Source organism: Streptococcus merionis DSM 19192 (assembly GCF_000380085.1).
GTDB lineage: Bacteria > Bacillota > Bacilli > Lactobacillales > Streptococcaceae > Streptococcus > Streptococcus merionis.
This window is the reverse complement of the sequence record NZ_KB904557.1, coordinates 92,149-118,126: the sequence shown is the minus strand read 5'-3', so window position 1 is coordinate 118,126 and position 25,978 is coordinate 92,149. Positions and strand designations below refer to the sequence as shown.

The window sequence follows — 25,978 nt, the reverse complement described above, 5'->3', positions numbered from 1 at the left end:
TGCTTGATTAAGAGAGGAGGGGCTGCTGGAAAATCATATTCAGGCTCTGCGTAAAGCACAGAAACTGAGTCAGGCCGAACTGGGCTGATGAACTTAGTGTGACGAGACAGACCATTATTTCACTCGAAAAAGGCCGCTACAATGCATCGCTTGAGCTGGCTTATAAGATTGCAAAGTTTTTTAATACCACTATCGAAGACATTTTTGTTTTTGATGAGTTGAATGAGGATTAGGTGGAGGATTATATGTTACAAAAATTATTGGTATCAAATCAAAAGAAGGATAAGAAAAGTTTTGAGAAGTTTTTACGTTATCTACTGGTTGGTGCAGTAGGGTTGAGCTGTGTATTGGCGATTCTAGCTGTTACACTTGAGGTAGAGTCTTTTTCAAAAGGGATGCTTGTTGGTATGGGTGTTGGATTTTTGATCATTTCAGGCAGAATTTTTTGGATTTTAAAGCATCCTAAACTGTTAAACGAAGAATATATTAAAACATACGATGAAAGAAATCAGGAAATCAGGAAATCACTCGGATGGCTAGTTCGTTGACGCTGATCTTAGCTATACTGATCATTGTCGTTTTGCTGCTTCTAGACGCCTTTGCAGGAATAGTCTTGGATCCTCGCTTGTTACTGATGATTATGCTGTATGCGCTGTTCTTAGGTTTTGTCCTTATCAAAGCCTTGTTACAATCTATTTTATAAATAAGGAGTCTCTATGTTCTGGGAAAAACTAAAATTTGTCTTACATGCGATTGCTTTGTTTATCGTGTATCAATTACCATCATTCTTTTTAGGGATTGCATTGGCTGTAGCGGGTCAAGGAAGGATGGCAATAGGGCCAGTGATTTTTGTAGTTATTGGCTTACTTCTCGTTTTTGTCATCGCTGGCTGTATTGTTTATGCTTCTAGGATGGGCTTTTGGGAGCCTAAAGCTCACTATTTCAAACCCCAAAATTTAGCGATTATAGGCCTAGGTTATTTGGTAATCCTAGGGCTGAATATTGCTATCAGTTATCTTTTCAATGTTCAAACGACAAGTAATCAGGAGGTCGTTGAGGCGCTGGTTAAGGTGGTGCCCCTGCCTCTATACTTCCTGTTGCTGGTCGTTACTGCGCCGATTTGCGAGGAAATTATTTTTAGAGGGATTGTCTTTAAAAAGCTGAGTCCGAATAATATTTTAGTAGCCTACCTAGTCAGTATCGTAACTTTTGCTCTGGTGCATATGCCTACTGACTTAGGGAGTTGGTTGGTTTATCTTTCCATGGGAGGGGTGTTGAGCATTTCTTACTACCTCAGCAAGTCTTTGGAAGTGCCCATCGCTGTTCACATGGTTAACAATTTTATCGCCTTTCTTAGTATTATCTTCCTCTTGTGATAGCTTGCTATTTGCCTCTTCATGTGCTATCTTAGTATGGTAACTGTTCGTGAAGGAGTGCTTATGAAGACTATTTTATCTAAGGCTAAAGGCATTGGGGTTTGTTTCTTGCTTTTGGTCATGTCCCAATTTGGTGGAACGCTGATTCTGTTCCAATCGGAGTCTGGAACTGGTTTTACGATTATGGAGACTCTATTGATTACTAGTCTTATGCTGGGCTTGTGCTGGTCTGCTATTGCCTATGCTTACCTTAAAGGTTGGCTCAGTTTATCAATGAATTGGCTGACGTCAAATCATTTGAAATTACTAGTGCTCTCCTATCCTGCTATTTGGGGTATTTCTCTTTTGGGTTCCGTGATTATGGAAAGTCAGGGAGCGACCGAGATGGCCAATCAAGAAACTCTGGAAAATCTCTTTACCACGATTCCGGTTTTTTTAGCCATGATTATGGTGGTGGTTTCGGCTCCGATTTTTGAAGAAATTCTTTGTCGTGCAGCTATTCCAGACTTGCTCTTTCCCAAATTTCCTAGGATAGGCCTGCTAGTTGGCACGATTTTCTTTGCTTGGCTGCACGGGCCCAGCCATATTGGTGCTTGGGTTATCTACTTTGGTATGGGTGCAGTCTTTGCCTTTCTGCGGTACAAGACAGGCCGCTTGGAGCTTGCGATAGCGGCTCACATGCTTTGGAATGCTGTTGCTCTGGCCATGTCTTATTTGGTCTAGGGGTCAGAAGCTCTAGCAATGCTAGCTGTCTGCTAAGCTATTGTCAAAAAAGAAAGAGGCTGAGCAAAAAAGCTAACCTCACCTCTCATCGTTTGTGTAAAACTCTCATCGCAGTGGTTGATTGGCAGATTTGTTCGTGTTTTACACTCCAAATCCGGCCTAATCAACTGTGCGGGGGTGGGAAAACGAACTCTTTTTTGATTGCTCGAGTTCTTTCCCACTCCCATTTTAATATTTGGTAATGGTTTCGTAGGTGGAGCGGTCGAGGTTTTTAACGATAGCTTGGAGATAGGCCTGAGCTTGGTCAAAGTCCTCTAGACTGAAGAGGGTTTGATGGGAGTGGATGTAGCGCGCTACAACACCGATGGTGGTTGATGGGATGCCATGATTTTTGAGGTGAGCAGCTCCAGCATCGGTTCCACCCTTAGAAGCAAAGTACTGATACTTGACGCCAGCATCTTCGGCAGTTGTCATGAGGAAATCACGCATGTCTTTGAGCATGACATGGCCTGGATCATAAAAGCGGAAAAGAGTTCCACCACCAAGTTGACCTTGGTCTCCGTAGACATCACCAGCGGCTGAGCAATCGACTGCTAAGAAAATGTCGGGATTAAATTTAGTCGTTGAGCCATAGGCTCCCCGTAGGCCAACTTCTTCTTGAACGTTAGCCCCAGCAATCAGGGTATTTGGCAGGGATTGGCCAGCTAGATTTTCCAGCAGTTCAGTCACCATGAGAAGACCGAAGCGGTTATCCCAGGCTTTTGAGATGACATGTTTACCATTAGCCGTCAGGATAGCCTCAGTTTGCGGTACGATGATATTGCCAGGTTGCACGCCGAAGCTTTCTGCCTCGGCTTTATCAGTGAAACCTGCGTCAAAGACAATATCCTCGATTTTGGGAGTAGCAGAAGCTCCTAAATGGGGAGGAATCGAACCAGAGATGACAGGGATTTTAGTGCCCTTGCTAGTGTGCAGGCTAAAGCGCTGGGCGCTAACCACCATAGGATTCCAGCCGCCGATTGCTACTACACGGAAGGTGCCGTCAGGTTTGATTTGATTGACCATGAAGCCGACTTCATCCATGTGGGCAGCTACCATAAGACGAGGTGCATCTGTAGCAGAGCTCTCTTTAATCCCAAACAGACCGCCAAGTCCGTCAGTTTCAATGCGATCCACATGAGGTGAGATTTTTGAACGAAGAAAATCACGAACCTCGTGTTCATAGCCAGCTAAGCCTTCTAGGGCGGTTACTTCTTGAATTTTTTGAAATAAATCAGACATAATAACTCCTTAGTTAAGATATAGAAAGTTCGCTAGGAAAAGCGTAGAAAGTGATGTAGACTCAAGGGAACTCACACATTTTCCTTCGAACGTCATCAAAGAAAAGTTTCCTGTATCTATTTTAGCATTTTTAAGCTAAAATGTGGGATTTTTATGTAAAGAGATAGAACGATACTCTCGTTTGAATCTACACAGTTTGTTTTAGAAAGCCATTCTAAACGTAATATACATCAGTCTTAGCAACTCCAATAGACTGTTCTTGGCGATAAATGCTTGCACCTTATGGCCATAAGGCCTTGATTTATGGTATAATTTTCTTATGAAAAAACAGAGTCAAATGAAATTAACGATTATGATAGCAGGGCTTACCATGGCAGCTCTAGCCTTGGGAGCGAAAATGTATCTAGATGAGCAGCGCGAGGAGCATCTAGCCCAAGTCGTGCGTGAGGTGCGCAGATTATTTGCAAGCATGGGCGAGATTGCCACAGTCTACATTGATCAGACGGCCTCTGACAGAGTGCAGACCAAGGGCGGTGTGGTCATGGCAGATGGAGTCGTCTATCTTTTTGAGTACTTAGCTGGTGAGATTTTTTATCAGGAGGAAAGCCTATGATACAGCCGAAAACCTTAGAAGAAGTCGCTGACTTGATCGAGACAGGGCAACGCTTGGTCTTCGTTTTTATGGCGGACTGGTGTCCGGATTGTCACTTCATAAAACCCCATTTACCAGAGATAGAAGCGGCCTTTCCCGAGGCGACCTTTGTCGAGCTGGACCGTGATGCCTTCATGCCGTTGGCGCAGAAATGGGATATTTTTGGGATTCCTAGCTTGGTCGTGATTGACCAAAAAAGAGAAGCGGGACGTCTGGTCAATAAGGCCAGAAAAACGAAGGCAGAGTTATTAGCATTTTTAGAAGGATTGGAAAATAAATGATTTTTACATACAATAAACCCTATGTGGGCGATGTGTTGATGGTGATTGTGGCGGACAGCCAAGGACAAAAAGTAACCAGCGAGCGTAAAGGCCAAGTGGCGGTGATTCGTCGACAGTCAGATCAGCAGGTGGTCGGTGTTAATATTTTCGATGTATCAGAAGTGATTAGCATTGATGGTCAAGGTCAGGTCAGCCTTTCAGAGGAAGACTTGGCTGCCCTCAATAACCTTATTACTGAAGCTGGCTTTGAGTTGGTCTTAGAAAGTGCTGGTGCTCCTAAGTTTGTGGTCGGTGAGATTGTGGCGATGGAAGCCCACCCAGATAGCGACCACCTCAATATTTGTCAAGTCGCAATTGGTACTGACCAGCCAGTCCAAATCGTAGCTGGCGCACCGAATGCAGCAGTCGGCCTCAAGACTATCGTAGCTCTACCAGGAGCCATGATGCCAAATGGCAACCTTATCTTTTCAGGTGAATTGCGTGGTGTGGCCTCCCATGGCATGATGTGTAGTCCTCGCGAATTAGCCCTGCCAAACGCTCCGCAAAAACGTGGGATCATTGAGCTAGCAGCAGACATCGCAGTCGGTGAAGCCTTTGACGCCAGTAAACACTGGATAGGGTAAGCGTCATGGAACTGCATTTTGGGGTCAAAGCGCTGATTGTCAACGAAGCAGGCCGATCTTAGCTATGCATAAAAAGGACAAAAATCACCTTTACTGGAGCTTCCGGGTGGTCGTATGACATTTGGAGAAACCATTGAAGAAGCGCTTGTTAGAGAGCTCATGGAAGAAACAGGGTTGTCTGTGATACCAATTAAGGTTTTGAACACTTGGAATTATATGAAGAAGACTGGTGATTTTCAGGTGGCTGGATTGATACATGCTGTCAAAGTCACTGAGTTATCGCACCTTAGATTATCAGAAGAACACGACTCTTATCAATGGCTTTCTTTTGAAGAACTGGATAAATTAGTGCCACATCTGAAAATTAGTTTATCTAAGGTTGTAGCATAATATTAGCAAGGCTGGGATAAAGGTTTTGCCTAAACGATAAAAACGAACAGAGGTAGACGGCCTGTTTCGGCTAATCAATCTTTGTTCGTTTTATATCTATTTTATCAGTGGGAACGACTGTAACAGGATAGAGTTTCTAACATCAAAATCATTTTGTTCCAGACCTGTTATAGCTTACGGTCTCTTTGGAGATTCTAAGGCATTTTTCAATGAGCATTTGAGTTGTTCTAATTCTTGGATGTTTGGCTTGGTTTTTTCAGCGTACATTTCTTCGGCTGGCAGCCACCAGACAGGTCCTTTGCCAGCCATTCCGTGATGATTAAGATCGCCAGATTTGCGCGGAAAAAGATGCCAATGTAGGTGGGCATCGCCATTCCCTAGAGATTCGATATTCATTTTTTCGGCATTGAAGGCTAGTGACACAGCTCTTGACACCATGGCCATTTCTTGCAGGTGCTTTGTCATTATCGTAGGTTCTAGATCGTAAGGTTCTCGGACATGGGTTTTGGAGAGAAAAAGGGTGTAGCCATGAAAGTGCTGGTTGTCGCCAATCACGACTAGCCGGTTTCCAGTTCTTTGACAAAGTAAGGGTTTTGATGATTCTTGATAAGGTCAATACGGTTACAGATGAGACATATGGTTTTTCCCTCACTTAATTCATTTTGTGATATTTTACCATTTTTTCGAAATTCCTACGAATTAGAAAGTAGGAGGAAAAATAATGTTAAATAAAATGATTATGATTGGGCGTTTGGTTCAGCAACCTGAGCTGCAAACGACAGCCAACGACAAGCACGTCACTCGTTTTACCATTGCTGTTAACCGCAAGTATCGTGGTCAGGACGGTGAGCGCCAGACAGACTTTATCCAGACGGTGGCTTGGGGGAAATTGGCCGAGAGTTTAGCGAGTTATGGGACCAAGGGAAGTCTGGTTGCCATTGATGGGGAATTGCGGACGCGTAAATATGAAAAAGACGGTGAGACGCACTATGTTTCAGAGGTGCTCTGCAACGGTTTCCAGCTTTTAGAAAGTCGCGCTCAGCGTGCTGTGCGAGAAAATAATGTTGGCCAAGATTTAGCAGATTTGGTCTTGGAAGAAGAACCGCTCCCTTTTTAAAATGACTTGAGAAGAGTTGCCAATTTGGCAACTTTTTTCTTGACTATTTTTGACCAAGTGATACAATAGATACTAGATTAGCACTCTAAGTAGAAGAGTGCTAATAAATGAAATTTTAATAGTATCATGGAGGTTTCTATGTTAAAACCCTTAAATGACCGAGTGGTCTTAAAAGTTGTTGAAGAAGCAGAAAAGACCGTTGGTGGCTTTGTTTTAGCGAGCGCTAGTCAAGAAAAGCCACAGGTAGCAGAAGTTGTCGCAGTTGGTCCTGGCAAGTTTTCGCATGGCAATCGTATCGAGCCTGCTGTGGCTGTCGGTGACCGAGTGGCCTTTGAAAAATTCGCCGGCAATGAAGTTAAAGATGGCGATGAGACTTATTTGATTGTCCGTGAAAAAGAAATCCTGGCAATTATTGACTAGAAACGAGGAGGTATAGAAATGGCAAAAGATATTAAATTCGCAAGTGATGCAAGAAGTGCGATGGTGCGTGGTGTAGATATTTTGGCTGATACGGTCAAGGTGACCTTAGGCCCTAAAGGCCGCAATGTGGTTTTGGAAAAATCCTTTGGCTCACCGCTAATCACCAACGATGGGGTGACCATTGCTAAGGAGATTGAGTTGGAGGACCATTTTGAAAATATGGGTGCCAAGCTTGTATCGGAAGTGGCTTCTAAAACCAACGATATCGCTGGGGATGGAACAACAACGGCGACTGTCTTGACGCAAGCAATTGTCCGTGAAGGGATTAAGAACGTCACTGCTGGGGCTAATCCGATTGGTATCCGCCGTGGGATTGAAAAAGCTGTCGCAACAGCAGTTGAAGAATTGAAAGCTATCGCTGCGCCTGTATCTGGTAAAGAAGCCATTGCACAGGTTGCGGCTGTATCATCACGCTCTGAAAAGGTCGGTGAGTACATTTCAGAAGCTATGGAAAAAGTCGGTAACGACGGCGTTATCACTATCGAAGAATCACGTGGTATGGAAACCGAATTGTCAGTGGTTGAAGGGATGCAGTTCGACCGTGGGTACCTATCTCAGTATATGGTCACTGACAATGAAAAGATGGTGGCTGAGCTTGAAAATCCGTATATTCTCATCACAGATAAAAAGATTTCCCAAATTCAGGAAATCTTGCCACTGTTAGAATCAGTTCTCCAAGCTAGCCGTCCGCTCTTGATTGTGGCTGATGATGTAGATGGTGAAGCTTTGCCAACCCTTGTTCTTAACAAGATTCGTGGGACCTTCAATGTAGTAGCTGTCAAAGCCCCAGGTTTTGGTGACCGTCGCAAAGCTATGCTTGAAGATATCGCTATTTTGACTGGTGGTACAGTGATTACTGAAGAATTAGGCTTGGAACTCAAGGATGCAACTATTGAATCTCTTGGTCAGGCTGCTAAAGTTGTCGTTGACAAGGATCATACAACTATCGTGGAAGGAGCAGGCTCAGCGGATGCTATTGCCAACCGCGTAGCGATCTTGAAGTCTCAGATCGAGACAACAACGTCTGAGTTTGACCGTGAAAAATTGCAGGAGCGCTTAGCCAAATTGTCAGGTGGTGTAGCAGTAATCAAGGTTGGTGCTGCAACTGAAACTGAGCTCAAAGAAACTAAACTGCGCATCGAAGACGCCCTCAATGCTACTCGTGCTGCTGTTGAGGAAGGTATCGTTGCTGGTGGTGGAACAGCCTATGTGACAATTCTAGCTAAGATTACTAGCCTAGAGCTTGATGGTGACGAAGCAACAGGACGCAACATCGTCCTTCGTGCTCTGGAAGAGCCAGTACGTCAGATTGCCTATAATGCAGGTTATGAAGGGTCTATCATCATCGATCGTTTGAAAAATGCTGACGCTGGTCTTGGATTCAATGCTGCCACAGGTGAATGGGTCAACATGATTGAAGCGGGGATCATCGATCCTGTCAAAGTAACCCGTTCTGCCCTGCAAAATGCAGCCTCAGTAGCTAGTCTGATTCTTACGACCGAAGCTGTCGTGGCTAACCAGCCTGAACCTGCTGCTCCAGCCCCAGCCATGGATCCCTCCATGATGGGCGGAATGATGTAGAAATCAACTAAAGAGAGTGGGATAAAAATCGGTAATTTCGCAGAAATTCGATTTTGTCGTCCCACCTCCGCACAGTTGAGTAGGGCTCTAAAAGTTGATTTATCAACGTATTAGAGCCCACTCAACCACTGCGTCTTGTCAGTAAATCTAAAAATACAGGAGGTTGGAACTACTTTTGTCCCAACCTCCTTTCTTTTATAGTTTGACCAATTTGACGCAGTAGTTGTCTGTCTTATAGAATGCTGATAAATCAACATTCTATAAGCCTAGTCAACCTTGCGGGGGTGAGAGTAAAATAATCCAGTGGATTATTTTAGCCCGAACCTAGAAATAAAAGAGTGAGGATAGTCGACTTCAATGAAATCACGACTTCTGTCTTACTCCTTTTGCTTTAGGCTTTAGCTCTTCCTCGGCTTTTTTAGGTGTTATTTTGACAGTTAAAACGGGATTGGTAACGATATATTTCTTTTCAACGGCATAAATGGAAAGCGTGGTTCTGACCTGTTTTGTGTAGTTTAAGGAGTGGTTTCCAAAAGTATAGAGATCATCGATAATCTTGTGGACAAGTCTTTCCTCGATTTTTCTGATCAGCATATTCCATATCATTCAGCACCTTAACCGCGCCATGATGGCTACTAGAATCGCTATTATGAAGCAATTTGATAAACAGTCTCTGCCTTACCGAATCATGAAACATCACTGGAAAATCCTACACAAGGATAGCCGAAAGCTCTCTGATAACCTCTTTTATTCTCATACTCTTCGCGAAACACGTACTCCTAAAGAAGTCGTCTAAAAGGTATTACAAGTTTCTGATGAACTGAGATATTACTATAACCTCTATCAATTGTTATTATTCCACTTCTAAGAAAAGAATGTTACTCACTTCTTTAAGCTTATTGAAAACCACAAAAACTCTGTCAATACTGCCTTCTCAAAAGTCTTTAGAACCTTTAAACATTACAAGGAGTATATCACTAGTGCCCTTGAACCTCCTTATTCAAACGCTAAACTGGAAGCTACTAATAAACTCATCAAAGATATCAAACGACAGACTTTGGAATTTAGAAATTTCAAGAACTTCAAAACTAAAATTCTTATCTCTTTAAACATCAAAAAAGAGAAGACCAACACGGGAATCCACTGAAAAAATCAATAACGGCCAAAATATTATGAACGTTGTTATCTAATATGTAGAAGTACATAATAAAAAAACGAATGATTTACAATCTTTGTACTTCAAAGAACAGTGATCATTCGTTTTTTATTGACTAATTTTTATGAGCTGTGACTTTCTCAGTGACCTCCCAACACGGTCCTCTCTCGAATTTAGCTTTTCATCACCCACTACAGTTGACAATGAGCCTTTTTAAATCAGCAAGCATTTTTTCTATCCGTAGTCCTGATATTTCAAAACCATCGCGTATTTCTTGACGTAGCCCATCAAACTTCATATCGATTTTTTCAAATCCGTGTTGGACTTCCGAATTGAGTTTATCAAACTTCAAATCTATTTTAGATTTTGTGTAAGTTTCCTACGACATAATAGAGTCCTCCATTTTGCTATTTTTATTATAGCATATTGATAAATGAATGATAGCTATAAAAGGTATCATTAGGAGTGCTCGTGCCTTCAGGAGTGAATGCGAAGAATAAAGAGAAATCGCAGGGCTACTCAATAGTCAAATTAAAATCAAAGTTTCCGGTTGCTTTTCCGTTTTTATCTGGGAAGAGTATTTGATCTGCTGGGATAAAAATTCTAGTGGCATGTATCGGATAACTTGTATTATTATCTAATACTACGCTAATATTTAAAACATATTTTTTGTTAGGGGAAACATTAAAGAAATCTACTACTGTCATATGTCATAAGCGATATTGTTCCCGGAAAGAAATCGAACCCATTAATAGTATTAAACAATTGACCTGTCTCGTTATTTATAAGTCTGACAGCAGTTATTTTTTCTTTAAACGGTTGTTGTTTCATCGGGATACTAGCCATAGCATCTCCTTTCTAAATTTTGTTTTCTGTTTTGGCGAGGAGTGTGGGGGCTTTTTGCTATTGATAATCAAAGAACGATTCCACAATAGAGTGTTTCAACGGTCTCTTTACAACCTTTAATAACAGGCCTTTATTTTCTAAGTCTTTTATTGCTGTCTTAATTCCTCTTTGAGAAAATTCGGTGTGAGATAGAACATCTAAAACTTCGTTATCAGTGATACTGGCTTCAAAATCTGTAACAAAAAGTTGAGATTGGAGAAGTAGAAACATTACAACTTTTTCGATTTCTGAAAAGTTGCTATCTTGTAGTTTCTGATGGTAATAGTATAATTTTTTCTGTTTTTCAGATAAAGTGCTGATTATCTCTGACTGCCCCTTTATGATAAAGTTGAGAGTTGTCAGAACAAAATTAGTAGCATCTGCTCTATTTAGAACATCTCCAGTCTCTGAGAAAACTTTATAATATTTTTGTTTGTCTTCGTTAATTTTTTTACTAATGACCAATCCTGAGAATTTATCCAACTTTCTAGAGAGGTATTTAGATAATATGTAGCGTCCAGTTCTTCCGTTCCCATCATAAAATGGGTGGATATTTTCAAAGAAGTAATGGGCCAAACTGGCTTTTATAAGAAAAGGTATAGTAGGTAAATTGATAAAGTCAATCCAACTTCTCAACATCTCTTTTACTTTTTTCTCATTACCTGGAGCAACGTGTTCTATTTTTCCGGTTTTATTATTGACAATCGAGACATTTTCTTTTCTAAAGAGTTCTCCATCAAGCTTATCTTCAATATCGATTTCTCCAGTAGTTAACTCATCATATATTTCTCTAATATGTTCAAGTTCTGTAATGTGAAGAAATTTCTCATTGAGTATATTAAGATACATTCTAACAGTTGATTTGTGTTTGAAGGTTTCTTTTTTATTTTTATTGAGTGCCTCGATGGCTGCAGCTACATCTTTTCTTGTAGTCCCAATTCCTTCTATTTCGTTTGTAGAGATAATCGCGTTAAAAAGTTGCTCGTTATAAAATTGTTGATGAGCGACATCCGGTAGTTTATCGGCTAACTGTATGATTATAGTCGATTGTTCGATTATTTTTTGTGAAAGGAATTGGATTTCAAGTAAAGGTACTACGAAGAGAGAATAACTGCTACTTGCAAACTCAGTCTTTTTCATTAGATATGGATACATTTCTGTTTTGATCGTTCCGTATCCATTCAACCTATATTGATATTCATCTTCATAATTATTTGGTTGGCTATAATAAATTTTTTTAAGACTTCTATATTCCATGTCAATTCATCATTATTGACAAAAACATCATTTTGACAATAATTTCTCCTTCGTTTTTCATCATTATTGACAAAAACATCATTTTGACAATAATTAGTTTTTAAAATAGTTGCATTGTTGGCAAAAAATAGTTTTTTCAAGCTTTCCTACCTCTTCACTGGTGTAAAGCTACCAATGACATTAAAAATCTTAGAAAATGGCTGGTTCAGAAATAGCTACCTCGGCTTCTTCTTGCTCTAGGAGATCGCTAGCGTAGCGTAGGACGCTTTTTTGACCATCGGAGGATAACTGCGCTACCTTGTCGTTTATCTTGCTTAGAACGCCATTCTGAGGGGGTGAGGAGGAGTGAGGAGCGAATTCTAAATCAACACCTTCAATATATTCTGGTTTAATGTTTAATACTCTACAAATTTTGAATATCGTTTCAGCTTTTGCGTTTAAGATACCACGTTCTAGTATAGACCTCATTGTTGTATACGGGATATCGTTTTCTATTGCGAACGCTCTCACGCTTCCGTATTTATATTCTATTATCCGTTTTAATTCTGTTTCATTCATATTGATACCTCTTTACTTATTATACCATACGAAAAATCGTAGGTAAATAGAAAAAAGTAAAATTTTCTGTTGATGATGTATGAAAATTCGTATATAAAATAATCAAAATCAAGGGATTGACCAAATAAAACAAGGAGAAAAAGCAAATGGTGGATATACTGAAAAATCTACCAGAACACGATTTAGCCGTCGCACTTGTCCTGATAGGCTTAGTAAGAGAAGCTCGTTTATGGCACAAACAAGTGCTTGAGTATAAGCGGAACTTACAAAAGAAAAAGGAGGAAAGTCCGACCTCTTATCTTTAGTATGCCACCATTTGCTTAGGAAAACAATATGAAATGGTTGTTTGGTTTATTGGTAGTATCGTTTGTGGCACGGTAGATTATGAAATGGAGGAAATACGAATTAGCTATCTCTATTTTCGATTGACTTTCTATAAGATTTAGGCAAAGAATTATATATTTCGGATATTTTTTTGGGCTGAGTAATTTGACTATCTACAATTAAATTGACAAATTGTAGTAGCGACAGTGCAAGTTCTTTATTATCTTCGATATTAATTTGACCAGGGTGAACGGCGTTGTTTCCGATTACTCTAACACTGTCCAGCATTTGTTGAATTCGTACAGGCATTCCTTTTGAGACTAGATCTCCTATTTGCGCGTTTAAATCTCTACCTGTAGCGCCTAGATGAGTGACGAGCTTTTCAATGGCTAAACGAGATAGAGCGGCAGAAGCTCTAGGTGAGGCATCCAGAACTTCACCAGCTTCTTTGTATATCTCCTTTACTTCATCAGGCATATCGTTATTAGGTTTAGGTATTCCTTCAGAAATATGCGGAAAAATTAACTTAAATGAGACATCTTTGATATCTAATCTTTTGTGAGGTATATGTGCTATTGTGATTTCGTTTGTTATCCAAGCAGAAAAATCATCACATGCCTGACATTGTGCAATTATAATGAATTTGATAGAGTCATTAGCATCTCCAATTATGTCAACGGGTTCGTATCTCCATAAGTGGGAAGAAAAACCTGAACATGAAGGACACTGAAAGGCTTTAGAATTACCAGCAAATCCGCCACCTAGAGTCAACTTAGAAGAATCGAATTCCATAAGATTTCTCCAATCATTTTTGATTTTATTATACCACAGTACAGAGATAATTAAATAGCATGTGAGAGCTATGTCAAAAAAGTACTCAGACCCCTTTTTTGTTCGTTTAGCAAAAAATTTGTTCATGCTCTTCGAAAAGCAAAGTCTGATGTTATTATCCGCTGTAAAGGAGCATTGGCTCTAGTTCTAATTTTCTTATCTCATTCCAGCTGAGTACCAATCCTATTTAGAAAAGGTTAGGCATAATGTCCCCCTCCTCCCTCCCACACACGTTAAAAGGTGAAAAGCTTAACTAAAAGTACATAAATATGTTGACAAAATTGGGGGGGGGGGGGGTATAATAGCTTCAGTACAAGTTAAAAAATTCACGTTTTTTTTGCGTGTCCTAAAACCAAATTTTGTACAGAAGGAAGGTTTTTTATGACAAAAAGAAATCTTATGAGAGCGATAGTCACCTTGATGATGATTATCAGTTCTTTGCTACCCCTAGGAGCCGCGCAAGTGTCGGCTGCTACAGAAATATCTCCTCAAATAGTCGTTGATGAGTTGAGCGTCACAACGACTGATGGGAAACCTTACGGAGATTCTCAGACCAATGCTATCAGATGGTGGAGTACTTTCTTATTAAGGATGAATTGGGATGCAACCGCAGCTCAAAACAACATTAAAGAAGGTGACTATTTTATTGTACAGCTTCCAGATGAGTTCCACTTCCCTAAAAGTGGGTCTGCTAATGAATTTGACGTCTACGATGACAAAGGAAATGTAGCCGGAAAAGGGGTCATCACTCCAAAAGACGATAACTCTGGTGGAACGGTTAAGGTGACCTTTACAAAAGCAGTTGAAGGTCTCTACAATGTTAAGGGGACATTGCAGCTGAGTGCGGAATTAAACCGTCAGCGCGTTCAATCGGGATCAGAAATACCAATTTCTGTCCAAATTGGTGGGAAAGTCGTCCCGATTGAAAACGGAAAGATTCATATTGGAACTGGACCTAAAAAAATTGAAAATGAAACGCTTCATAAATGGGGCTCAGACAGTGATAAGGAGACCCTAGGGAGTGGTAAGATCTGGTGGTATGTACGTCTCAACCACAAAAAAGGGAAATTCTATCAAGCAATCGTTGGGGATGAACTAAAAGATGTTGAAGGCAAAAACCCGAGTCTGCAATACATCCCAGGTACTTTTGAGATTTATGAAGTCAATTATAACGAAATTGGTGGGAACACAGGTCGTGTTGGAGATATCATTAATTTTTCACAACATGTTCAATTCGGTCCTGACAATAAGAGCTTTACAGTTGATTTAACAAAGATCCCACAAGTGGCAGAGGGATTAAAACAGGGTAAATCTTATGAAGTCCGTTATCAATCTACCTATGTTCCAGGGACTAAAATCGCTAATTCGATCACTTTGAAGACCGAACAAGGAAACTTTAAGGTCGAACAATCATTCCGAAGTGCTGACTCAGGTGGTACAGCACAGGGCGAAAAAGGAAAAGTTAAGGTCATCAAAATTGATGCGGCTGACCCGACTGTTAAGTTGCCTAAAGCTCAGTTTGAACTTTGGGAAGCAGATGATGAGACAGGGAAAGAATTTGTAGAGAAGAAAGAAGTTATCACTACAAATGAAAACGGGGAAGGTCTCTCTCAGATGACCTTAAACCCACGAAAGAAATATATCCTAAAAGAAATCAACCCTCCGCTTGGCTATACAGTTGATAAAAATTCAACGAACGTTCCAGTTCAACCAGACCCAGATGCTGTTGTTGCACCGAATATCTTGAATAAAAAAGAAGAAACAAGCGTTTCTGGTGAGAAGACTTGGGTCAATGACGATCCTGCTAAACGTCCTGCACAGATTGAAGTACAACTCTTGGCAGATGGTGTTGAAGTTCCAGATCAAAAGAAAACAGTTACTCCTGGTGCAGATGGTAAATGGAAGTATGAATTTACAGGCCTTACCAAGTATAAGTTCGACCCAGTGGCTAAGCAAATTGTCTTGGATGAAAACGGTCAACCTGTTTTGGTAAATTACAGTGTGAAAGAAGTAGACGTTCCTGAAAACTACACTTCTGTACCAAATGGTATGAATGTGATAAACACATATACACCAAAAGAAGTACCTCTTAAATTCAAGAAAACAGATATCGCAGGTGCTGAATTAGCAGGGGCCCACTTGAAGGTTGTTAAAACTGAGGATAACTCAGTAGTTCAAGAATGGGACTCAGATGGTTCAACAAAAGAAATTACGATTCAACCAGGTAAGTACAAACTGATTGAAACCGCTGCTCCAGAAGGCTATGTTCTTGCTACAACAATCGAGTTTGAAGTGACTGACGATGGCAAAGTCATTGGTGGTAATGTCACACTTGAAGGTAGCGATCAAATTATCACAATGGTAGATGATTACAAGTACCATGATGTGACAGTGAGCAAGGTTGATCTTGGAGGTAAAGAACTACCAGGTGCAAAAGTCTCTGTTAAGTCTATTGATGGGACACCGCTTATCAAAGATGAAGATGGTACAACAAAAGCAGAAGTAGCATGGGAATCTACTGATACGCCAAAAGTCTTGAAGTTGCGCCAAGGGAAATACCTCTTCCATGAAGAATCAGCTCCAGACGGATATGTGACCGTGACAGATATTGAGTTTACGGTTGACAAAGATGGTAAAGTAACCGTTGATCGAGTTGCAGAAGACGATGTTGTGAAGTCTGAAGGTGGCAAGATTACCATTACTGACCGCAAGAAACCATCTGTGAAGACAGAAGCAAAAGTCAATAACAAAAAAGAAGACGAACCAACAGGCAAAGTTGTCTTGACAGACGTTGTTAAGTACAAAAACCTTATTAAAGGTAAAGAGTACACTGCTAAACTTGTTTGGATGAACAAGGCAACCAATCAACCATTTATGGTCAATGGTAAAGAACTCACTGCTGAGAAAAAATTCACAGCAGCAGAAGCTGATGGGCAAATCGAACTTAGCGTCACAGTCGATGCCAAAGATTTCCAAGGTGAAACAAGACTGGTTGCTTTTGAAGAAGTGTATCGTAATGGTATTGAAGTAGCCGCTCACAAGGAAATTGACGATGAAGACCAAACGGTTGTTGTCAAAACGCCAAAATCTGACTTAGGAACTGTTGCTAACGTAAACGGTAAAAAAGAAGCTGTCGCTGAAGGAACTATCAAGTTGACTGACAAAGTTTCTTACAAGAAATTGATTGTCGGCAAAGAATACAAACTCCAATTAACTTGGATGGATAAAGCTACTGGTCAACCAGTCATGGTGGATGGTAAAGCACTGACTACCGAAAAAGTCTTCACACCGACTGCTGCAAATGGTGAAGAAGAATTAAGTATAGATGTTGAGGCTAACCATTTCACAGCTGACACCCACTTGGTTGCCTATGAAAAACTTTTCCAAAACGATGTCCAAGTTGCAGCTCATGAAGATATCAATGATGCAGATCAAGCTGTCTTTATTAAAGAACGCTTCAAGCCAATTACTTTCAGCAAGACCAATCTTGGTGGTGAAGAAATTGAAGGAGCTAAGATTACCGTAAAATCTGCTGACAATTCTAAATTAATCGAAGATGATAAAGGCAAACGCGTCGCAAGCATTGATTGGGTTTCAGGTAAAACACCAAAAGTCTTGAATCTCTTGGCTGGGAAGTATATCTTCCACGAAGAATCAGCTCCAGAAGGATTCTTAACAGTTACAGATGTTGAATTTACAGTTGATAGCGACGGTAAGGTGACTGTAACGAAAGTCGCAGAAGATGACATCGTTAAGGCCGAAGGTAGTCAGGTTACGATTGCTGACCGTAAGAAACCAACTGTGAAGACTGAAGCAAAAGTCAATGGCCAAAAAGAAGCCGTGCCAACTGGTAAGGTAAACTTAACTGACGTAGTGAAATATAAAGACCTCATCGTAGGTAAGAAATATGTCGCTAAGTTGACTTGGATGGATAAGAAAACGAACAAACCATTCCTTATCAATGGTAAGGAAGTAACAGCTGAGAAAGAATTTATTGCTGGTCAAGCTGATGGTGAAATCGAACTCAGTGTCACTGTTGATGCCAAAGATTTCCAAGGCGAAACTAAATTAGTCGCTTTTGAAAAGCTTTATCAAGATAAAGTTGAAGTGGCAGCCCATGAAGATATCAATGATGTAGATCAAACGGTTGTTGTCAAAACACCAAAAGCAGACCTGAAGACAACTGCATTGGCAAATGGTGAAAAACAAACCATTGCACAAGATAAGATCGTCTTGACAGATAAAGTGGCTTATAGCAAGCTCGTTGTTGGCAAAGAATACAAACTTCAATTGACATGGATGGACAAAGATACAAAAGCTCCATTCCTTGCAAACGGTCAGCCAGTGACAGCTGAGAAAACGTTCACTGCAACATCATCAGATGGTGAAGTTGAACTTAGTGTCGAGGTGGATGCAGCTAACTTTACGAAGCAGACAACCCTAGTAGCCTTTGAAAAATTATTTAACAATAATAAAGAAATTGCAGCTCACGAAGACATCAATGATGTTGACCAAACAGTTGTTGTTGGTGAAGATTTCAAACCAGTCACAGTCAGCAAGACTGACTTGGGTGGTACAGAATTACCGGGCGCTACCATCACTGTTCGTACAGCAGATAGTTCAAACCTCATCGAAAACAAAGATGGCGGTGAAAAACTCTCTACAATCACATGGGAATCTAGCAATACGCCAAAAGTTTTAAATCTACTTCCAGGTAACTACATCTTCCATGAAGAATCCGCTCCAGACGGATATGTTACTGTTACAGATATTGAATTTACAGTTGATAAAGACGGTAATGTCACTGTAACAAAAGTTGCTGAAGATGATGAAGTGAAATCTAACGGTGGTAAAATCACGATTACTGACCGTAAGAAACCGACTGTGAAGACAGAAGCAAAAGTCAACGGTCAAAAACTAGCCGAACCAACTGGTAAAGTTACATTGACGGACGTTGTCAAATATAAAAACCTTATTAAAGGTAAGGAATACACTGCTAAACTGGTATGGATGGATAAGGCAACAGGTCAACCGTTCCTTGTTGAAGGTCAGCCGGTAACTGCTGAAACAACCTTCGTAGCCGAAGAAGCAGACGGACAAGTAGAACTCAGTGTTGAAGTGGATGCGAAATACTTCCAAGGTGAAACTAAATTGGTAGCCTTTGAAGAATTGCAACGCAATGGTATTGAAGTCGCAGCTCACAAAGATATTGAAGATGAAGACCAAACCGTTACGGTCCGTGAGCCAAAACCAGAAGTGAAAACTCTTGCCAAGGTAAACGATGCTAAGCAAGCTATCGCAACTGGTACGATTACTCTTAAAGATACAGTTTCTTATAAGAATCTAGTCATTGGTAAGACCTATACCCTTCAATTAACTTGGATGGATAAGGCAACAGGTCAACCATTCCTTGTTGAAGGTCAACCAGTAACAGTTGAGAAGACTTTTGTAGCTGAAAAAGCAGATGGTGAAGAAGAATTGTCAGTTGATGTTGAAGCGAGACACTTCACTAAGAAGACAACCTTAGTAGCCTTTGAAAAACTTCTCTTGGACGGCGCTCAAGTTGGTGGACACGAAGATATTAACGACGTTGACCAAGCGGTTGTCATCGTTGAAGACTTTAAGTCAATTATCGTCAGCAAGACTGACTTAGGTGGTAAAGAATTACCTGGTGCTAAGATTACTGTTCGTACAGCAGATGGTTCAAACCTCATCGAAAATAAAGATGGTGGCGAAAAACTCTCTACAATTACATGGACATCAGGAGACACTCCAAAAGTTTTAAGTCTACTTCCAGGTAACTATATCTTCCATGAAGAGGCAGCCCCAGACGGCTATTTAGCAGTTACAGATATTGAATTTACGGTTGGCCAAGATGGTAATATCACAGTAACCAAAGTTGCTGAGGATGATATTGTCAAGGCTGAGGGTAGCAAGATTGCTGTTACAGACCGCAGGAAGCCAACGCCTCCAACGCCTGAGAAGCCAACTGTGAAAACAGAAGCGAAAGTCAATGGACAGAAATCCGCTGAAGCAACTGGTAAATTGACATTGACAGACCGCATCGTGTACAAGAACCTCATCGCAGGCAAGAAGTATGTTGCTAAATTGACATGGATGGATAAGGCAACTGGCAAGCCATTCCTGATTGATGGTAAGCCAATTACGGTTGAAAAAGAATTTGTAGCTGAAAAAGCAAATGGTCAAGTTGAATTGAGCGTCACAGTGGATGCGAAACACTTCCAAAGCGATACAAAACTTGTCGCCTTTGAAAAACTCTTCCACGAAGGAAAACAAGTTGCAGCCCATGAAGATATCAATGATACAGACCAAACAGTCACGATTCGTAAACCGAAGCCAAAAGAGCCTAAAGGACCTAAATTGCCTAAGACAAACGCAGAAAGCGGTACAGTCTTGACACTAACAGGTTTATCCCTCATAACTCTCCTTGCTATTGTAGTCTACAAGCGCAAAAGAAGTTAAATAGACGGGAGATTGGGATAAAACTAGTCTCAGAATATAAGAAAGCGAGCAGATCCGTAGTTGGAGATGCTCGTTTTCCATTTATGTGGGCTTTAAACCCGTCTCGCTCCGTTAGGGGGAGGTAAGGCAATCATTTGCTATGTAAGTACACAACACGGATTCTATATTTGATTGAATTAAGAATGATACACTTTTTTAAAAGAGTATGTCAGATGACGAGGCCTGCTGTTAAATTATTGTGCTTAAGTCATTTTTTGCGATGAGAAGCTTATATTGTAGGTCTCATGACTAATGGTTTTTTTGCTGTTCTCCCTAAGGAGTTACTCTACCAGTCCACTTTTGAACAGTTGCTTGTGTACTCTTTGGTCTTTTTGTTATCGCTTACAAAATCTATAATAAGAAGTGTAATAATTCATTTAATGAAAAGAGGTAATGAACATGGAACAACTCCTTGTCCCACTTCAATGGTTCTCGCAAAATATTTTGCAAAAGCCAGCTTTCTTCGTCGGATTGCTTGTTCTGATAGGCTATCTGTTGCTCAAGAAGCCTTTGCACGATGTCTTTGCAGGTTTTGTCAAAGCGACAGTTGGTTACATGATTTTGAACGTAGCGGCTAGTGGTTTGGTTGTCACTTTCCGTCCTATCTTAGCAGCGCTCAACTATAAGTTCAACATTGGTGCAGCCGTTATTGATCCTTACTTTGGACTAGCAGCGGTCAATAATAAAATCGCAGATGAGTTTCCGAAGTTTGCAGGTCTTGCAGCATCAGCTCTCCTGATTGGATTTTTTGTCAATATTGCGCTGGTAGCTCTTCGCAAAATTACTAAAGTACGGACGCTTTTCATCACAGGGCATATCATGGTTCAGCAAGCAACAACGGTTTCCTTGATGGTTGTTCTCTTGTTGGCAGGATTTGTCAATGACAATACAGGTCTGGCAACGCTTCTCATCGGTCTTGTCTGTGGTCTGTACTGGGCAGTCAGCTCAAATATGACGGTTGAAGCAACTCAACGGTTGACAGGTGGCGGTGGCTTTGCTATTGGGCACCAACAGCAATTTGCGATTTGGTTTGTAGATAAAATCGCCCCTAAACTTGGTAAAAAAGAAGAAAATCTTGACAACCTTAAATTGCCAGCTTTTCTTAATATCTTCCATGATACAGTTGTTGCCTCTGCAACTTTGATGCTCTTCTTCTTTGGAGCCATCCTCTTCGTTCTTGGTCCAGATATTATGTCTAACCCAGAGGTGATCACTTCAGGAACGCTTTATGCAGGCCCTGAAAAGCAAGCTTTCTTCATGTATGTGATGGAAGTGGCCTTCACTTTCTCTGTATACCTCTTCATCTTGATGCAGGGTGTTCGGATGTTCGTGGCTGAATTAACCAATGCCTTCCAAGGAATTTCCAGCAAGCTCTTGCCAGGCTCCTTCCCAGCTGTGGACGTTGCGGCATCATACGGTTTTGGTTCATCAAGTGCAGTGCTCTTTGGTTTCGTATCTGGTCTGGTCGGACAGTTGATCACCATCATCCTGCTCATCGTCTTCAAGAGTCCAGTTCTCATTATTACTGGTTTCGTTCCAGTTTTCTTTGATAATGCGGCTATTGCGGTTTATGCGGATAAACGTGGTGGCTGGAAAGCGGCAGTTATCCTTTCTTTCCTCTCTGGTGTGCTTCAAGTTGCGCTTGGTGCGGTAGCTGTTTCTCTGTTAGGTCTCGCTTCTTATGGTGGTTATCACGGGAATATCGACTTTGTTATCCCATGGTTGCCGTTCGCCTTTAGCTTTAAGCATCTTGGCATTGCTGGTTATGTCCTTGTCTGTCTCTTCCTCTTGGCCATTCCACAATTGCAATTTGCAAAAGCTAAGGATAAAGAGGCTTACTACCGCGGTGAAGCTCAATAATCTTGGTAGTGCAAACTGGTCATTCGCTAGTTTTGAAAATAAATTCTCGAGCTAAAATGCTCGGTAAAATGCATGAGTTCCCTTGAGCCTTCAGGCTCATCGGTCACTCCCTGACTTACCGCTATTTTCCAGCGTATTTTTACACGCTCTCATATCTTGTGTAATTGAATTCGGGCTAAAATGCTCGGTAAAATGCGTGAGTTCCCTTGAGTCTTTGAACTCATCAGTCACTCCCTTATTTTCCAACGCATTTCTACACGCCCTTTGTATCTTATAACTGAACACGCCCTAAAAAGCTAAATTTGGTCTCCTCTGACTAGGACCGTAGACGTCTGGATTTTCTTCGATTTCATCTGCGAAAATCCTAGTCGTCCTGGTCGGGGTGCGTCGATGAGCTGAGGCAAAGTACACAGTCTCGTCTCATTTATAGTTTGAACAGATCGACGCAGTAGTTGTCTGGTTTGTAAAATGCTGATAACTCACCATTCTACAAACCTAGCCAACCTTGCGGGGGTGAGACGACGAAGTCGGTTTCATTGAAATCACGACTTCTGTCTCACTCCCTGACTTACCGCCATTTTTCAACGCTTTTCTTAACGGGCTTTGTATCTTAATTAAAGGAGTCAATATTATGGTTAAAGTTCTTACAGCTTGTGGTAATGGTATGGGATCATCTATGGTGATCAAAATGAAGGTTGAAAATGCCTTGCGTCAATTAGGGGTAACGGATATTCAATCAGCTTCTTGCTCAGTTGGTGAAGCTAAAAGCTTGGCAGCTGGCTATGATATCGTCGTAGCTTCTAATCACTTAATCTCAGAGTTGGAAGGCCGTACCAACGGTAAATTGGTTGGGCTTGATAATCTCATGGACGACAATGAAATCAAAACAAAACTCTCAGCAGTTCTGGAATAAACTATTTGAGGGCTAGGGAGTTGCTTCCCTGCCTCTCATTTTTAGGGGAAATAGTGTCTTTGACACGAAAGGAAAATAAAAATGAATTTGAAAAAAGCTTTTACAGAAAATGATTCTATTCGCTTAGGTCTTAGCGCCTCAACATGGCAAGAGGCTGTCAAGCTATCAGTGGCCCCCTTGATTGAGAGCGGAGCCATTACCGAAGAATACTACCATGCCATTATCGAGTCAACTGAGGAATACGGTCCGTATTATGTTCTCATGCCGGGTATGGCCATGCCGCATGCTCGTCCAGAAGCTGGTGTCAAACGGGATGCCTTTTCTCTAGTGACTTTGACAGAGCCTGTCACTTTCTCTGATGGTAAAGAGGTCTCTGTCCTCTTGGCTCTTGCGGCAACCAGCTCAGATATTCATACCTCGGTGGCTATTCCACAGATTGTTGCCCTTTTCGAATTGGAAAATGCGATCGAACGTTTGGTTGCTTGTAAGACTTCCGAGGAAGTTTTAGCCATGGTTGAAGAATCTAAAAATAGTCCTTATCTAGAAGGACTAGATCTGGAAAGCTAGTCAGACTTACAATTGAGTTAAGAAAGGATTGATAATCATGACAAAACATCTTCCAAATTTACAGGTGGCCTTGGATCATTCGGATCTTCAAGGTGCGATAAAGGCAGCTGTTTCTGTCGGCCAGGAGGTCGATGTGATTGAAGCAGGCACTGTCTGTCTCTTGCAGGTTGGTAGCGAATTGGTCGAAGTTCTGCGCAGCCTTTTTCCAGATAAAATCATCGTCGCAGATACCAAGTGCGCAGATGCTGGTGGTACAGTGGCTAAGAACAATGCCGTACGTGGGGCAGATTGGATGACCTGTATTTGCTCGGCGACTATTCCAACTATGAAAGCTGCTCTCAAAGCTATCCAAGATGTGCGTGGGGACAGGGGTGAAATCCAGGTCGAGCTTTACGGAGATTGGACTTATGAGCAGGCACAACAATGGCTCGATGCAGGCATTTCACAGGCGATCTACCACCAATCTCGTGACGCTCTTCTTGCTGGTGAGACTTGGGGTGAAAAAGATCTGACCAAGGTTAAGAAACTAGTTGATATGGGTTTTCGTGTGTCAGTGACAGGTGGTCTTGATGTGGATACCTTGAAACTCTTTGAAGGGGTGAACGTTTTTACCTTTATCGCGGGACGTGGCATTACCGAAGCAGCAGACCCAGCCCAAGCGGCGCGTGACTTCAAAGCTGAAATCCGCCGCATCTGGGGGTAGACCATGGCTAGACCTATCGGAATTTATGAAAAGGCGACGCCTAAGCACTTGACATGGCTAGAGCGCCTTACCTTTGCCAAGGAACTTGGTTTTGACTTTGTGGAGATGTCTGTTGATGAGTCAGATAGTCGCTTAGCTCGTCTGGAATGGAGCAAACAAGAACGTCTCGATATTGTCAAGGCTATCTATGAGACAGGTGTTCGTATTCCGACCATTTGTTTTTCAGGACACCGCCGCTATCCGCTAGGATCCAACGATCCAGTCCTTGAGGCCAAGTCACTAGAAACCATGAGACAGTGTATTGAGCTAGCTCAGGACTTGGGGGTTCGTGTGATTCAGTTGGCAGGCTATGATGTCTATTATGAAGATAAATCGCCTGAAACGCGCACGCGCTTCATCAAAAATCTACGCAAGGCTTGTGATTGGGCAGAGCAAGCGCAAGTTATGCTGGCCATTGAGATTATGGATGATCCGTTTATCAACTCAATTGAAAAATACTTGGCGGTTGAAAAGGAGATCAACTCCCCTTATCTCTTCGTCTATCCAGATACAGGGAATGTCTCTGCTTGGCACAACGACATCTGGAGTGAGTTTTATCTGGGGCATCGCTCTATCGCAGCCCTTCATCTCAAGGACACTTATGCAGTAACAGAGACCTCTCAAGGACAATTCCGCGATGTACCTTTCGGACAGGGCTGTGTTGACTGGGAGAATATGTTTGCTGTTCTTAAAAAGACTAACTATCAGGGACCATTCTTGATTGAAATGTGGTCCGAAAATTGTGAAACGGTGGAAGAAACGCGAGCTGCGATCAAAGAAGCTCAAGACTTCCTCTACCCACTGATTGAGAAAGCGGGGTTATGCTAATGCCAAAAGATTTGCAAGAAATGCGCCAGCGGGTTTATGAGGCTAACTTGTCACTCCCAGCTCATGGTTTGGTCAAGTTCACCTGGGGCAATGTCTCTGAAGTTTGCCGAGAGTTGGGACGTATCGTGATTAAACCATCAGGTGTTGATTATGATAAACTGACACCTGAAAATATGGTTGTGACAGACTTGGATGGCCGTGTGGTTGAGGGAAATCTCAACCCATCGTCAGATCTAGCGACTCATGTGGCGCTCTACAAGGCTTGGCCAGATATCCATGCTGTAGTTCACACGCACTCAACTGAAGCAGTCGGTTGGGCTCAGGCTGGTCGGGATATTCCTTTTTATGGGACAACTCATGCCGATTATTTTTACGGGCCTGTACCTTGCGCTCGTTCTTTGACCAAAGAAGAGGTCGATTCTGCTTACGAAAAAGAGACGGGATCAGTCATCATTGAAGAATTTGAGCGTCGTGGCCTTGACCCAGTCGCCGTCCCAGGGATTGTTGTTCGCAATCATGGGCCATTTACCTGGGGCAAAAATCCTGCTCAGGCTGTTTATCACTCGGTGGTGCTTGAGGAAGTCGCTCGCATGAATCGCTACACAGAGCAGATCAATCCACGGGTGGAGACAGCTCCTCAGTACATTCTAGATAAACACTACCTTCGCAAGCATGGACCTAATGCCTATTACGGTCAAAAAGGCGATGCACATTAAGAGATTTTACGATAGAAAATAAGAGAGTGGGCTGCAAATCGGTGAGGCTGAGACAGATAATCATGATGGTGTCTGTCTCGTTCCTCACTCCCCTCTTTTAAGGCTCAGGTAGAGATTGGCTGCTGACTAAGAGGTTGGGCTCAAGGCCAATCTCACCTCTTATCGTTTGTGTAAACATCTCAGCGCAGTGGTTGGGAGTAAAATAATCCAGTGGATTATTTTAGCCCGAACCTAGAAATAAAAGAGTGAGGACAGTCGATTTCAATGAAATCACGACTTCTGTCTCACTCCCTGACTTACCACCGTAACTGTTCA

25 protein-coding genes and 3 pseudogenes are annotated in these 25,978 nt (G+C 41.7%); 21 read left to right on the top strand and 7 right to left on the bottom strand.

The window, feature by feature from the left end; genetic code table 11:
* Positions 1–25 precede the first annotated feature (25 nt).
* From A3I5_RS12675 to A3I5_RS11920, 5 genes and pseudogenes are all read left to right on the top strand, one after another.
* Positions 26–233 (top strand): annotated as a pseudogene (locus A3I5_RS12675) (helix-turn-helix transcriptional regulator).
* A 12-nt stretch (positions 234–245) separates the two neighbouring features.
* The gene (locus tag A3I5_RS0109190; RefSeq protein WP_145955194.1) at positions 246–548 is read left to right on the top strand and encodes a hypothetical protein; all 303 of its coding nucleotides are present in this window, start codon (positions 246–248) and stop codon (positions 546–548) included.
* Positions 533–703 carry a hypothetical protein gene (locus A3I5_RS12670; protein WP_156809083.1) on the top strand — a complete coding sequence of 57 codons (171 nt, stop codon included), beginning with the start codon at positions 533–535 and terminating at the stop codon, positions 701–703. The genes A3I5_RS0109190 and A3I5_RS12670 overlap by 16 nt, the downstream gene beginning before the upstream one ends.
* 13 nt (positions 704–716) lie before the next feature.
* Positions 717–1,376, top strand: coding sequence for a type II CAAX endopeptidase family protein (locus tag A3I5_RS11925; RefSeq protein WP_018374309.1), 660 nt, complete (start codon positions 717–719; stop codon positions 1,374–1,376).
* A 63-nt stretch (positions 1,377–1,439) separates the two neighbouring features.
* Positions 1,440–2,099, top strand: a complete 660-nt coding sequence (locus A3I5_RS11920; RefSeq protein ID WP_018374308.1) for a CPBP family intramembrane glutamic endopeptidase — start codon at positions 1,440–1,442, stop codon at positions 2,097–2,099.
* A 228-nt stretch (positions 2,100–2,327) separates the two neighbouring features.
* On the opposite strand, the gene pepA is transcribed toward A3I5_RS11920, so the two are convergent.
* On the bottom strand, positions 2,328–3,380 hold the full coding sequence (gene pepA / locus A3I5_RS0109170; RefSeq protein ID WP_018374307.1) for a glutamyl aminopeptidase: 1,053 nt from the start codon (positions 3,378–3,380) through the stop codon (positions 2,328–2,330).
* Positions 3,381–3,717: 337 nt separating this feature from the next.
* On the opposite strand from pepA, the gene A3I5_RS0109165 reads away from it, so the two are divergent.
* The 4 genes from A3I5_RS0109165 (at position 3,718) to A3I5_RS11915 (ending at position 5,326) form a co-directional block, all read left to right on the top strand.
* The gene (locus tag A3I5_RS0109165) at positions 3,718–3,993 is read left to right on the top strand and encodes a DUF4651 domain-containing protein (protein ID WP_018374306.1); all 276 of its coding nucleotides are present in this window, start codon (positions 3,718–3,720) and stop codon (positions 3,991–3,993) included.
* Entirely contained in the window at positions 3,990–4,313 is a 324-nt protein-coding gene (locus tag A3I5_RS0109160) for a thioredoxin family protein (RefSeq protein WP_018374305.1), read from the top strand. Before A3I5_RS0109165 ends, A3I5_RS0109160 begins: the two co-directional genes overlap by 4 nt.
* A complete protein-coding gene (gene ytpR, locus A3I5_RS0109155) occupies positions 4,310–4,936 on the top strand; it encodes a YtpR family tRNA-binding protein (RefSeq protein WP_018374304.1) in 627 nt (208 codons plus the stop codon). The genes A3I5_RS0109160 and ytpR overlap by 4 nt, the downstream gene beginning before the upstream one ends.
* A 93-nt stretch (positions 4,937–5,029) precedes the next feature.
* Positions 5,030–5,326: an NUDIX domain-containing protein gene (locus A3I5_RS11915; protein ID WP_282705051.1), complete on the top strand. Its 297-nt coding sequence runs from the start codon at positions 5,030–5,032 to the stop codon at positions 5,324–5,326.
* A 174-nt stretch (positions 5,327–5,500) separates the two neighbouring features.
* On the opposite strand, the pseudogene A3I5_RS11910 reads toward A3I5_RS11915, so the two are convergent.
* A pseudogene (locus A3I5_RS11910) lies at positions 5,501–5,964 on the bottom strand (HIT family protein).
* 83 nt (positions 5,965–6,047) lie between these two features.
* Between A3I5_RS11910 and A3I5_RS0109140 the strand changes: the two are divergent.
* From A3I5_RS0109140 to groL, 3 genes are all read left to right on the top strand, one after another.
* Entirely contained in the window at positions 6,048–6,443 is a 396-nt protein-coding gene (locus A3I5_RS0109140; protein ID WP_018374301.1) for a single-stranded DNA-binding protein, read from the top strand.
* Between the two features lie 138 nt (positions 6,444–6,581).
* A complete protein-coding gene (locus tag A3I5_RS0109135) occupies positions 6,582–6,863 on the top strand; it encodes a co-chaperone GroES (protein WP_018374300.1) in 282 nt (93 codons plus the stop codon).
* A gap of 18 nt (positions 6,864–6,881) precedes the next feature.
* A complete protein-coding gene (gene groL / locus A3I5_RS0109130; protein ID WP_018374299.1) occupies positions 6,882–8,504 on the top strand; it encodes a chaperonin GroEL in 1,623 nt (540 codons plus the stop codon).
* Positions 8,505–8,867: 363 nt separating this feature from the next.
* Here groL and A3I5_RS0109125 read toward each other — a convergent pair whose 3' ends face one another.
* On the bottom strand, positions 8,868–9,098 hold the full coding sequence (locus tag A3I5_RS0109125) for a hypothetical protein (protein WP_145955193.1): 231 nt from the start codon (positions 9,096–9,098) through the stop codon (positions 8,868–8,870).
* A 1-nt stretch (position 9,099) separates the two neighbouring features.
* Between A3I5_RS0109125 and A3I5_RS12950 the strand changes: the two are divergent.
* A pseudogene (locus tag A3I5_RS12950) lies at positions 9,100–9,651 on the top strand (transposase); the annotation flags it as partial.
* A 524-nt stretch (positions 9,652–10,175) separates the two neighbouring features.
* Here A3I5_RS12950 and A3I5_RS12660 read toward each other — a convergent pair.
* The 3 genes from A3I5_RS12660 to A3I5_RS12945 form a co-directional block, all read right to left on the bottom strand.
* Entirely contained in the window at positions 10,176–10,367 is a 192-nt protein-coding gene (locus A3I5_RS12660) for a hypothetical protein (RefSeq protein ID WP_145955191.1), read from the bottom strand.
* A 196-nt stretch (positions 10,368–10,563) separates the two neighbouring features.
* Complete coding sequence (locus A3I5_RS0109110) at positions 10,564–11,700, bottom strand: Fic family protein (protein WP_018374295.1); 1,137 nt, start codon at positions 11,698–11,700, stop codon at positions 10,564–10,566.
* Between the two features lie 291 nt (positions 11,701–11,991).
* The gene (locus tag A3I5_RS12945; RefSeq protein WP_018374293.1) at positions 11,992–12,360 is read right to left on the bottom strand and encodes a helix-turn-helix domain-containing protein; all 369 of its coding nucleotides are present in this window, start codon (positions 12,358–12,360) and stop codon (positions 11,992–11,994) included.
* A 146-nt stretch (positions 12,361–12,506) separates the two neighbouring features.
* On the opposite strand from A3I5_RS12945, the gene A3I5_RS12760 reads away from it, so the two are divergent.
* On the top strand, positions 12,507–12,665 hold the full coding sequence (locus A3I5_RS12760) for a hypothetical protein (protein ID WP_018374292.1): 159 nt from the start codon (positions 12,507–12,509) through the stop codon (positions 12,663–12,665).
* A gap of 100 nt (positions 12,666–12,765) precedes the next feature.
* On the opposite strand, the gene A3I5_RS0109095 is transcribed toward A3I5_RS12760, so the two are convergent.
* Complete coding sequence (locus tag A3I5_RS0109095; RefSeq protein WP_018374291.1) at positions 12,766–13,602, bottom strand: DUF4145 domain-containing protein; 837 nt, start codon at positions 13,600–13,602, stop codon at positions 12,766–12,768.
* Positions 13,603–13,896: 294 nt separating this feature from the next.
* On the opposite strand from A3I5_RS0109095, the gene A3I5_RS0109090 reads away from it, so the two are divergent.
* The 7 genes from A3I5_RS0109090 (at position 13,897) to A3I5_RS0109060 (ending at position 25,663) form a co-directional block, all read left to right on the top strand.
* A complete protein-coding gene (locus A3I5_RS0109090) occupies positions 13,897–19,998 on the top strand; it encodes a VaFE repeat-containing surface-anchored protein (RefSeq protein WP_018374290.1) in 6,102 nt (2,033 codons plus the stop codon).
* 438 nt (positions 19,999–20,436) lie between these two features.
* Entirely contained in the window at positions 20,437–21,897 is a 1,461-nt protein-coding gene (ulaA, locus tag A3I5_RS0109085) for a PTS ascorbate transporter subunit IIC (protein ID WP_018374289.1), read from the top strand.
* Between the two features lie 631 nt (positions 21,898–22,528).
* On the top strand, positions 22,529–22,810 hold the full coding sequence (locus tag A3I5_RS0109080; protein ID WP_018374288.1) for a PTS sugar transporter subunit IIB: 282 nt from the start codon (positions 22,529–22,531) through the stop codon (positions 22,808–22,810).
* A gap of 81 nt (positions 22,811–22,891) precedes the next feature.
* Entirely contained in the window at positions 22,892–23,377 is a 486-nt protein-coding gene (locus A3I5_RS0109075) for a PTS sugar transporter subunit IIA (protein WP_018374287.1), read from the top strand.
* A 37-nt stretch (positions 23,378–23,414) separates the two neighbouring features.
* Positions 23,415–24,080, top strand: coding sequence for a 3-keto-L-gulonate-6-phosphate decarboxylase UlaD (locus A3I5_RS0109070; RefSeq protein ID WP_018374286.1), 666 nt, complete (start codon positions 23,415–23,417; stop codon positions 24,078–24,080).
* 3 nt (positions 24,081–24,083) lie between these two features.
* Positions 24,084–24,947, top strand: coding sequence for an L-ribulose-5-phosphate 3-epimerase (locus tag A3I5_RS0109065; protein ID WP_018374285.1), 864 nt, complete (start codon positions 24,084–24,086; stop codon positions 24,945–24,947).
* Complete coding sequence (locus A3I5_RS0109060) at positions 24,947–25,663, top strand: L-ribulose-5-phosphate 4-epimerase (protein ID WP_026217014.1); 717 nt, start codon at positions 24,947–24,949, stop codon at positions 25,661–25,663. Before A3I5_RS0109065 ends, A3I5_RS0109060 begins: the two co-directional genes overlap by 1 nt.
* Positions 25,664–25,978 lie beyond the last annotated feature (315 nt).

Coding starts and splice junctions, on each gene's coding strand:
- A3I5_RS0109190 (WP_145955194.1), top strand. CDS start 246: ATGTTACAAAAATTATTGGTATCAAATCAAAAGAAGGATAAGAAAAGT.
- A3I5_RS12670 (WP_156809083.1), top strand. CDS start 533: ATGGCTAGTTCGTTGACGCTGATCTTAGCTATACTGATCATTGTCGTT.
- A3I5_RS11925 (WP_018374309.1), top strand. CDS start 717: ATGTTCTGGGAAAAACTAAAATTTGTCTTACATGCGATTGCTTTGTTT.
- A3I5_RS11920 (WP_018374308.1), top strand. CDS start 1,440: ATGAAGACTATTTTATCTAAGGCTAAAGGCATTGGGGTTTGTTTCTTG.
- pepA (WP_018374307.1), bottom strand. CDS start 3,380: ATGTCTGATTTATTTCAAAAAATTCAAGAAGTAACCGCCCTAGAAGGC.
- A3I5_RS0109165 (WP_018374306.1), top strand. CDS start 3,718: ATGAAATTAACGATTATGATAGCAGGGCTTACCATGGCAGCTCTAGCC.
- A3I5_RS0109160 (WP_018374305.1), top strand. CDS start 3,990: ATGATACAGCCGAAAACCTTAGAAGAAGTCGCTGACTTGATCGAGACA.
- ytpR (WP_018374304.1), top strand. CDS start 4,310: ATGATTTTTACATACAATAAACCCTATGTGGGCGATGTGTTGATGGTG.
- A3I5_RS0109140 (WP_018374301.1), top strand. CDS start 6,048: ATGTTAAATAAAATGATTATGATTGGGCGTTTGGTTCAGCAACCTGAG.
- A3I5_RS0109135 (WP_018374300.1), top strand. CDS start 6,582: ATGTTAAAACCCTTAAATGACCGAGTGGTCTTAAAAGTTGTTGAAGAA.
- groL (WP_018374299.1), top strand. CDS start 6,882: ATGGCAAAAGATATTAAATTCGCAAGTGATGCAAGAAGTGCGATGGTG.
- A3I5_RS0109125 (WP_145955193.1), bottom strand. CDS start 9,098: ATGCTGATCAGAAAAATCGAGGAAAGACTTGTCCACAAGATTATCGAT.
- A3I5_RS12660 (WP_145955191.1), bottom strand. CDS start 10,367: ATGACAGTAGTAGATTTCTTTAATGTTTCCCCTAACAAAAAATATGTT.
- A3I5_RS0109110 (WP_018374295.1), bottom strand. CDS start 11,700: ATGTATCCATATCTAATGAAAAAGACTGAGTTTGCAAGTAGCAGTTAT.
- A3I5_RS12945 (WP_018374293.1), bottom strand. CDS start 12,360: ATGAATGAAACAGAATTAAAACGGATAATAGAATATAAATACGGAAGC.
- A3I5_RS12760 (WP_018374292.1), top strand. CDS start 12,507: ATGGTGGATATACTGAAAAATCTACCAGAACACGATTTAGCCGTCGCA.
- A3I5_RS0109095 (WP_018374291.1), bottom strand. CDS start 13,602: ATGAACAAATTTTTTGCTAAACGAACAAAAAAGGGGTCTGAGTACTTT.
- A3I5_RS0109090 (WP_018374290.1), top strand. CDS start 13,897: ATGACAAAAAGAAATCTTATGAGAGCGATAGTCACCTTGATGATGATT.
- ulaA (WP_018374289.1), top strand. CDS start 20,437: ATGGAACAACTCCTTGTCCCACTTCAATGGTTCTCGCAAAATATTTTG.
- A3I5_RS0109080 (WP_018374288.1), top strand. CDS start 22,529: ATGGTTAAAGTTCTTACAGCTTGTGGTAATGGTATGGGATCATCTATG.
- A3I5_RS0109075 (WP_018374287.1), top strand. CDS start 22,892: ATGAATTTGAAAAAAGCTTTTACAGAAAATGATTCTATTCGCTTAGGT.
- A3I5_RS0109070 (WP_018374286.1), top strand. CDS start 23,415: ATGACAAAACATCTTCCAAATTTACAGGTGGCCTTGGATCATTCGGAT.
- A3I5_RS0109065 (WP_018374285.1), top strand. CDS start 24,084: ATGGCTAGACCTATCGGAATTTATGAAAAGGCGACGCCTAAGCACTTG.
- A3I5_RS0109060 (WP_026217014.1), top strand. CDS start 24,947: ATGCCAAAAGATTTGCAAGAAATGCGCCAGCGGGTTTATGAGGCTAAC.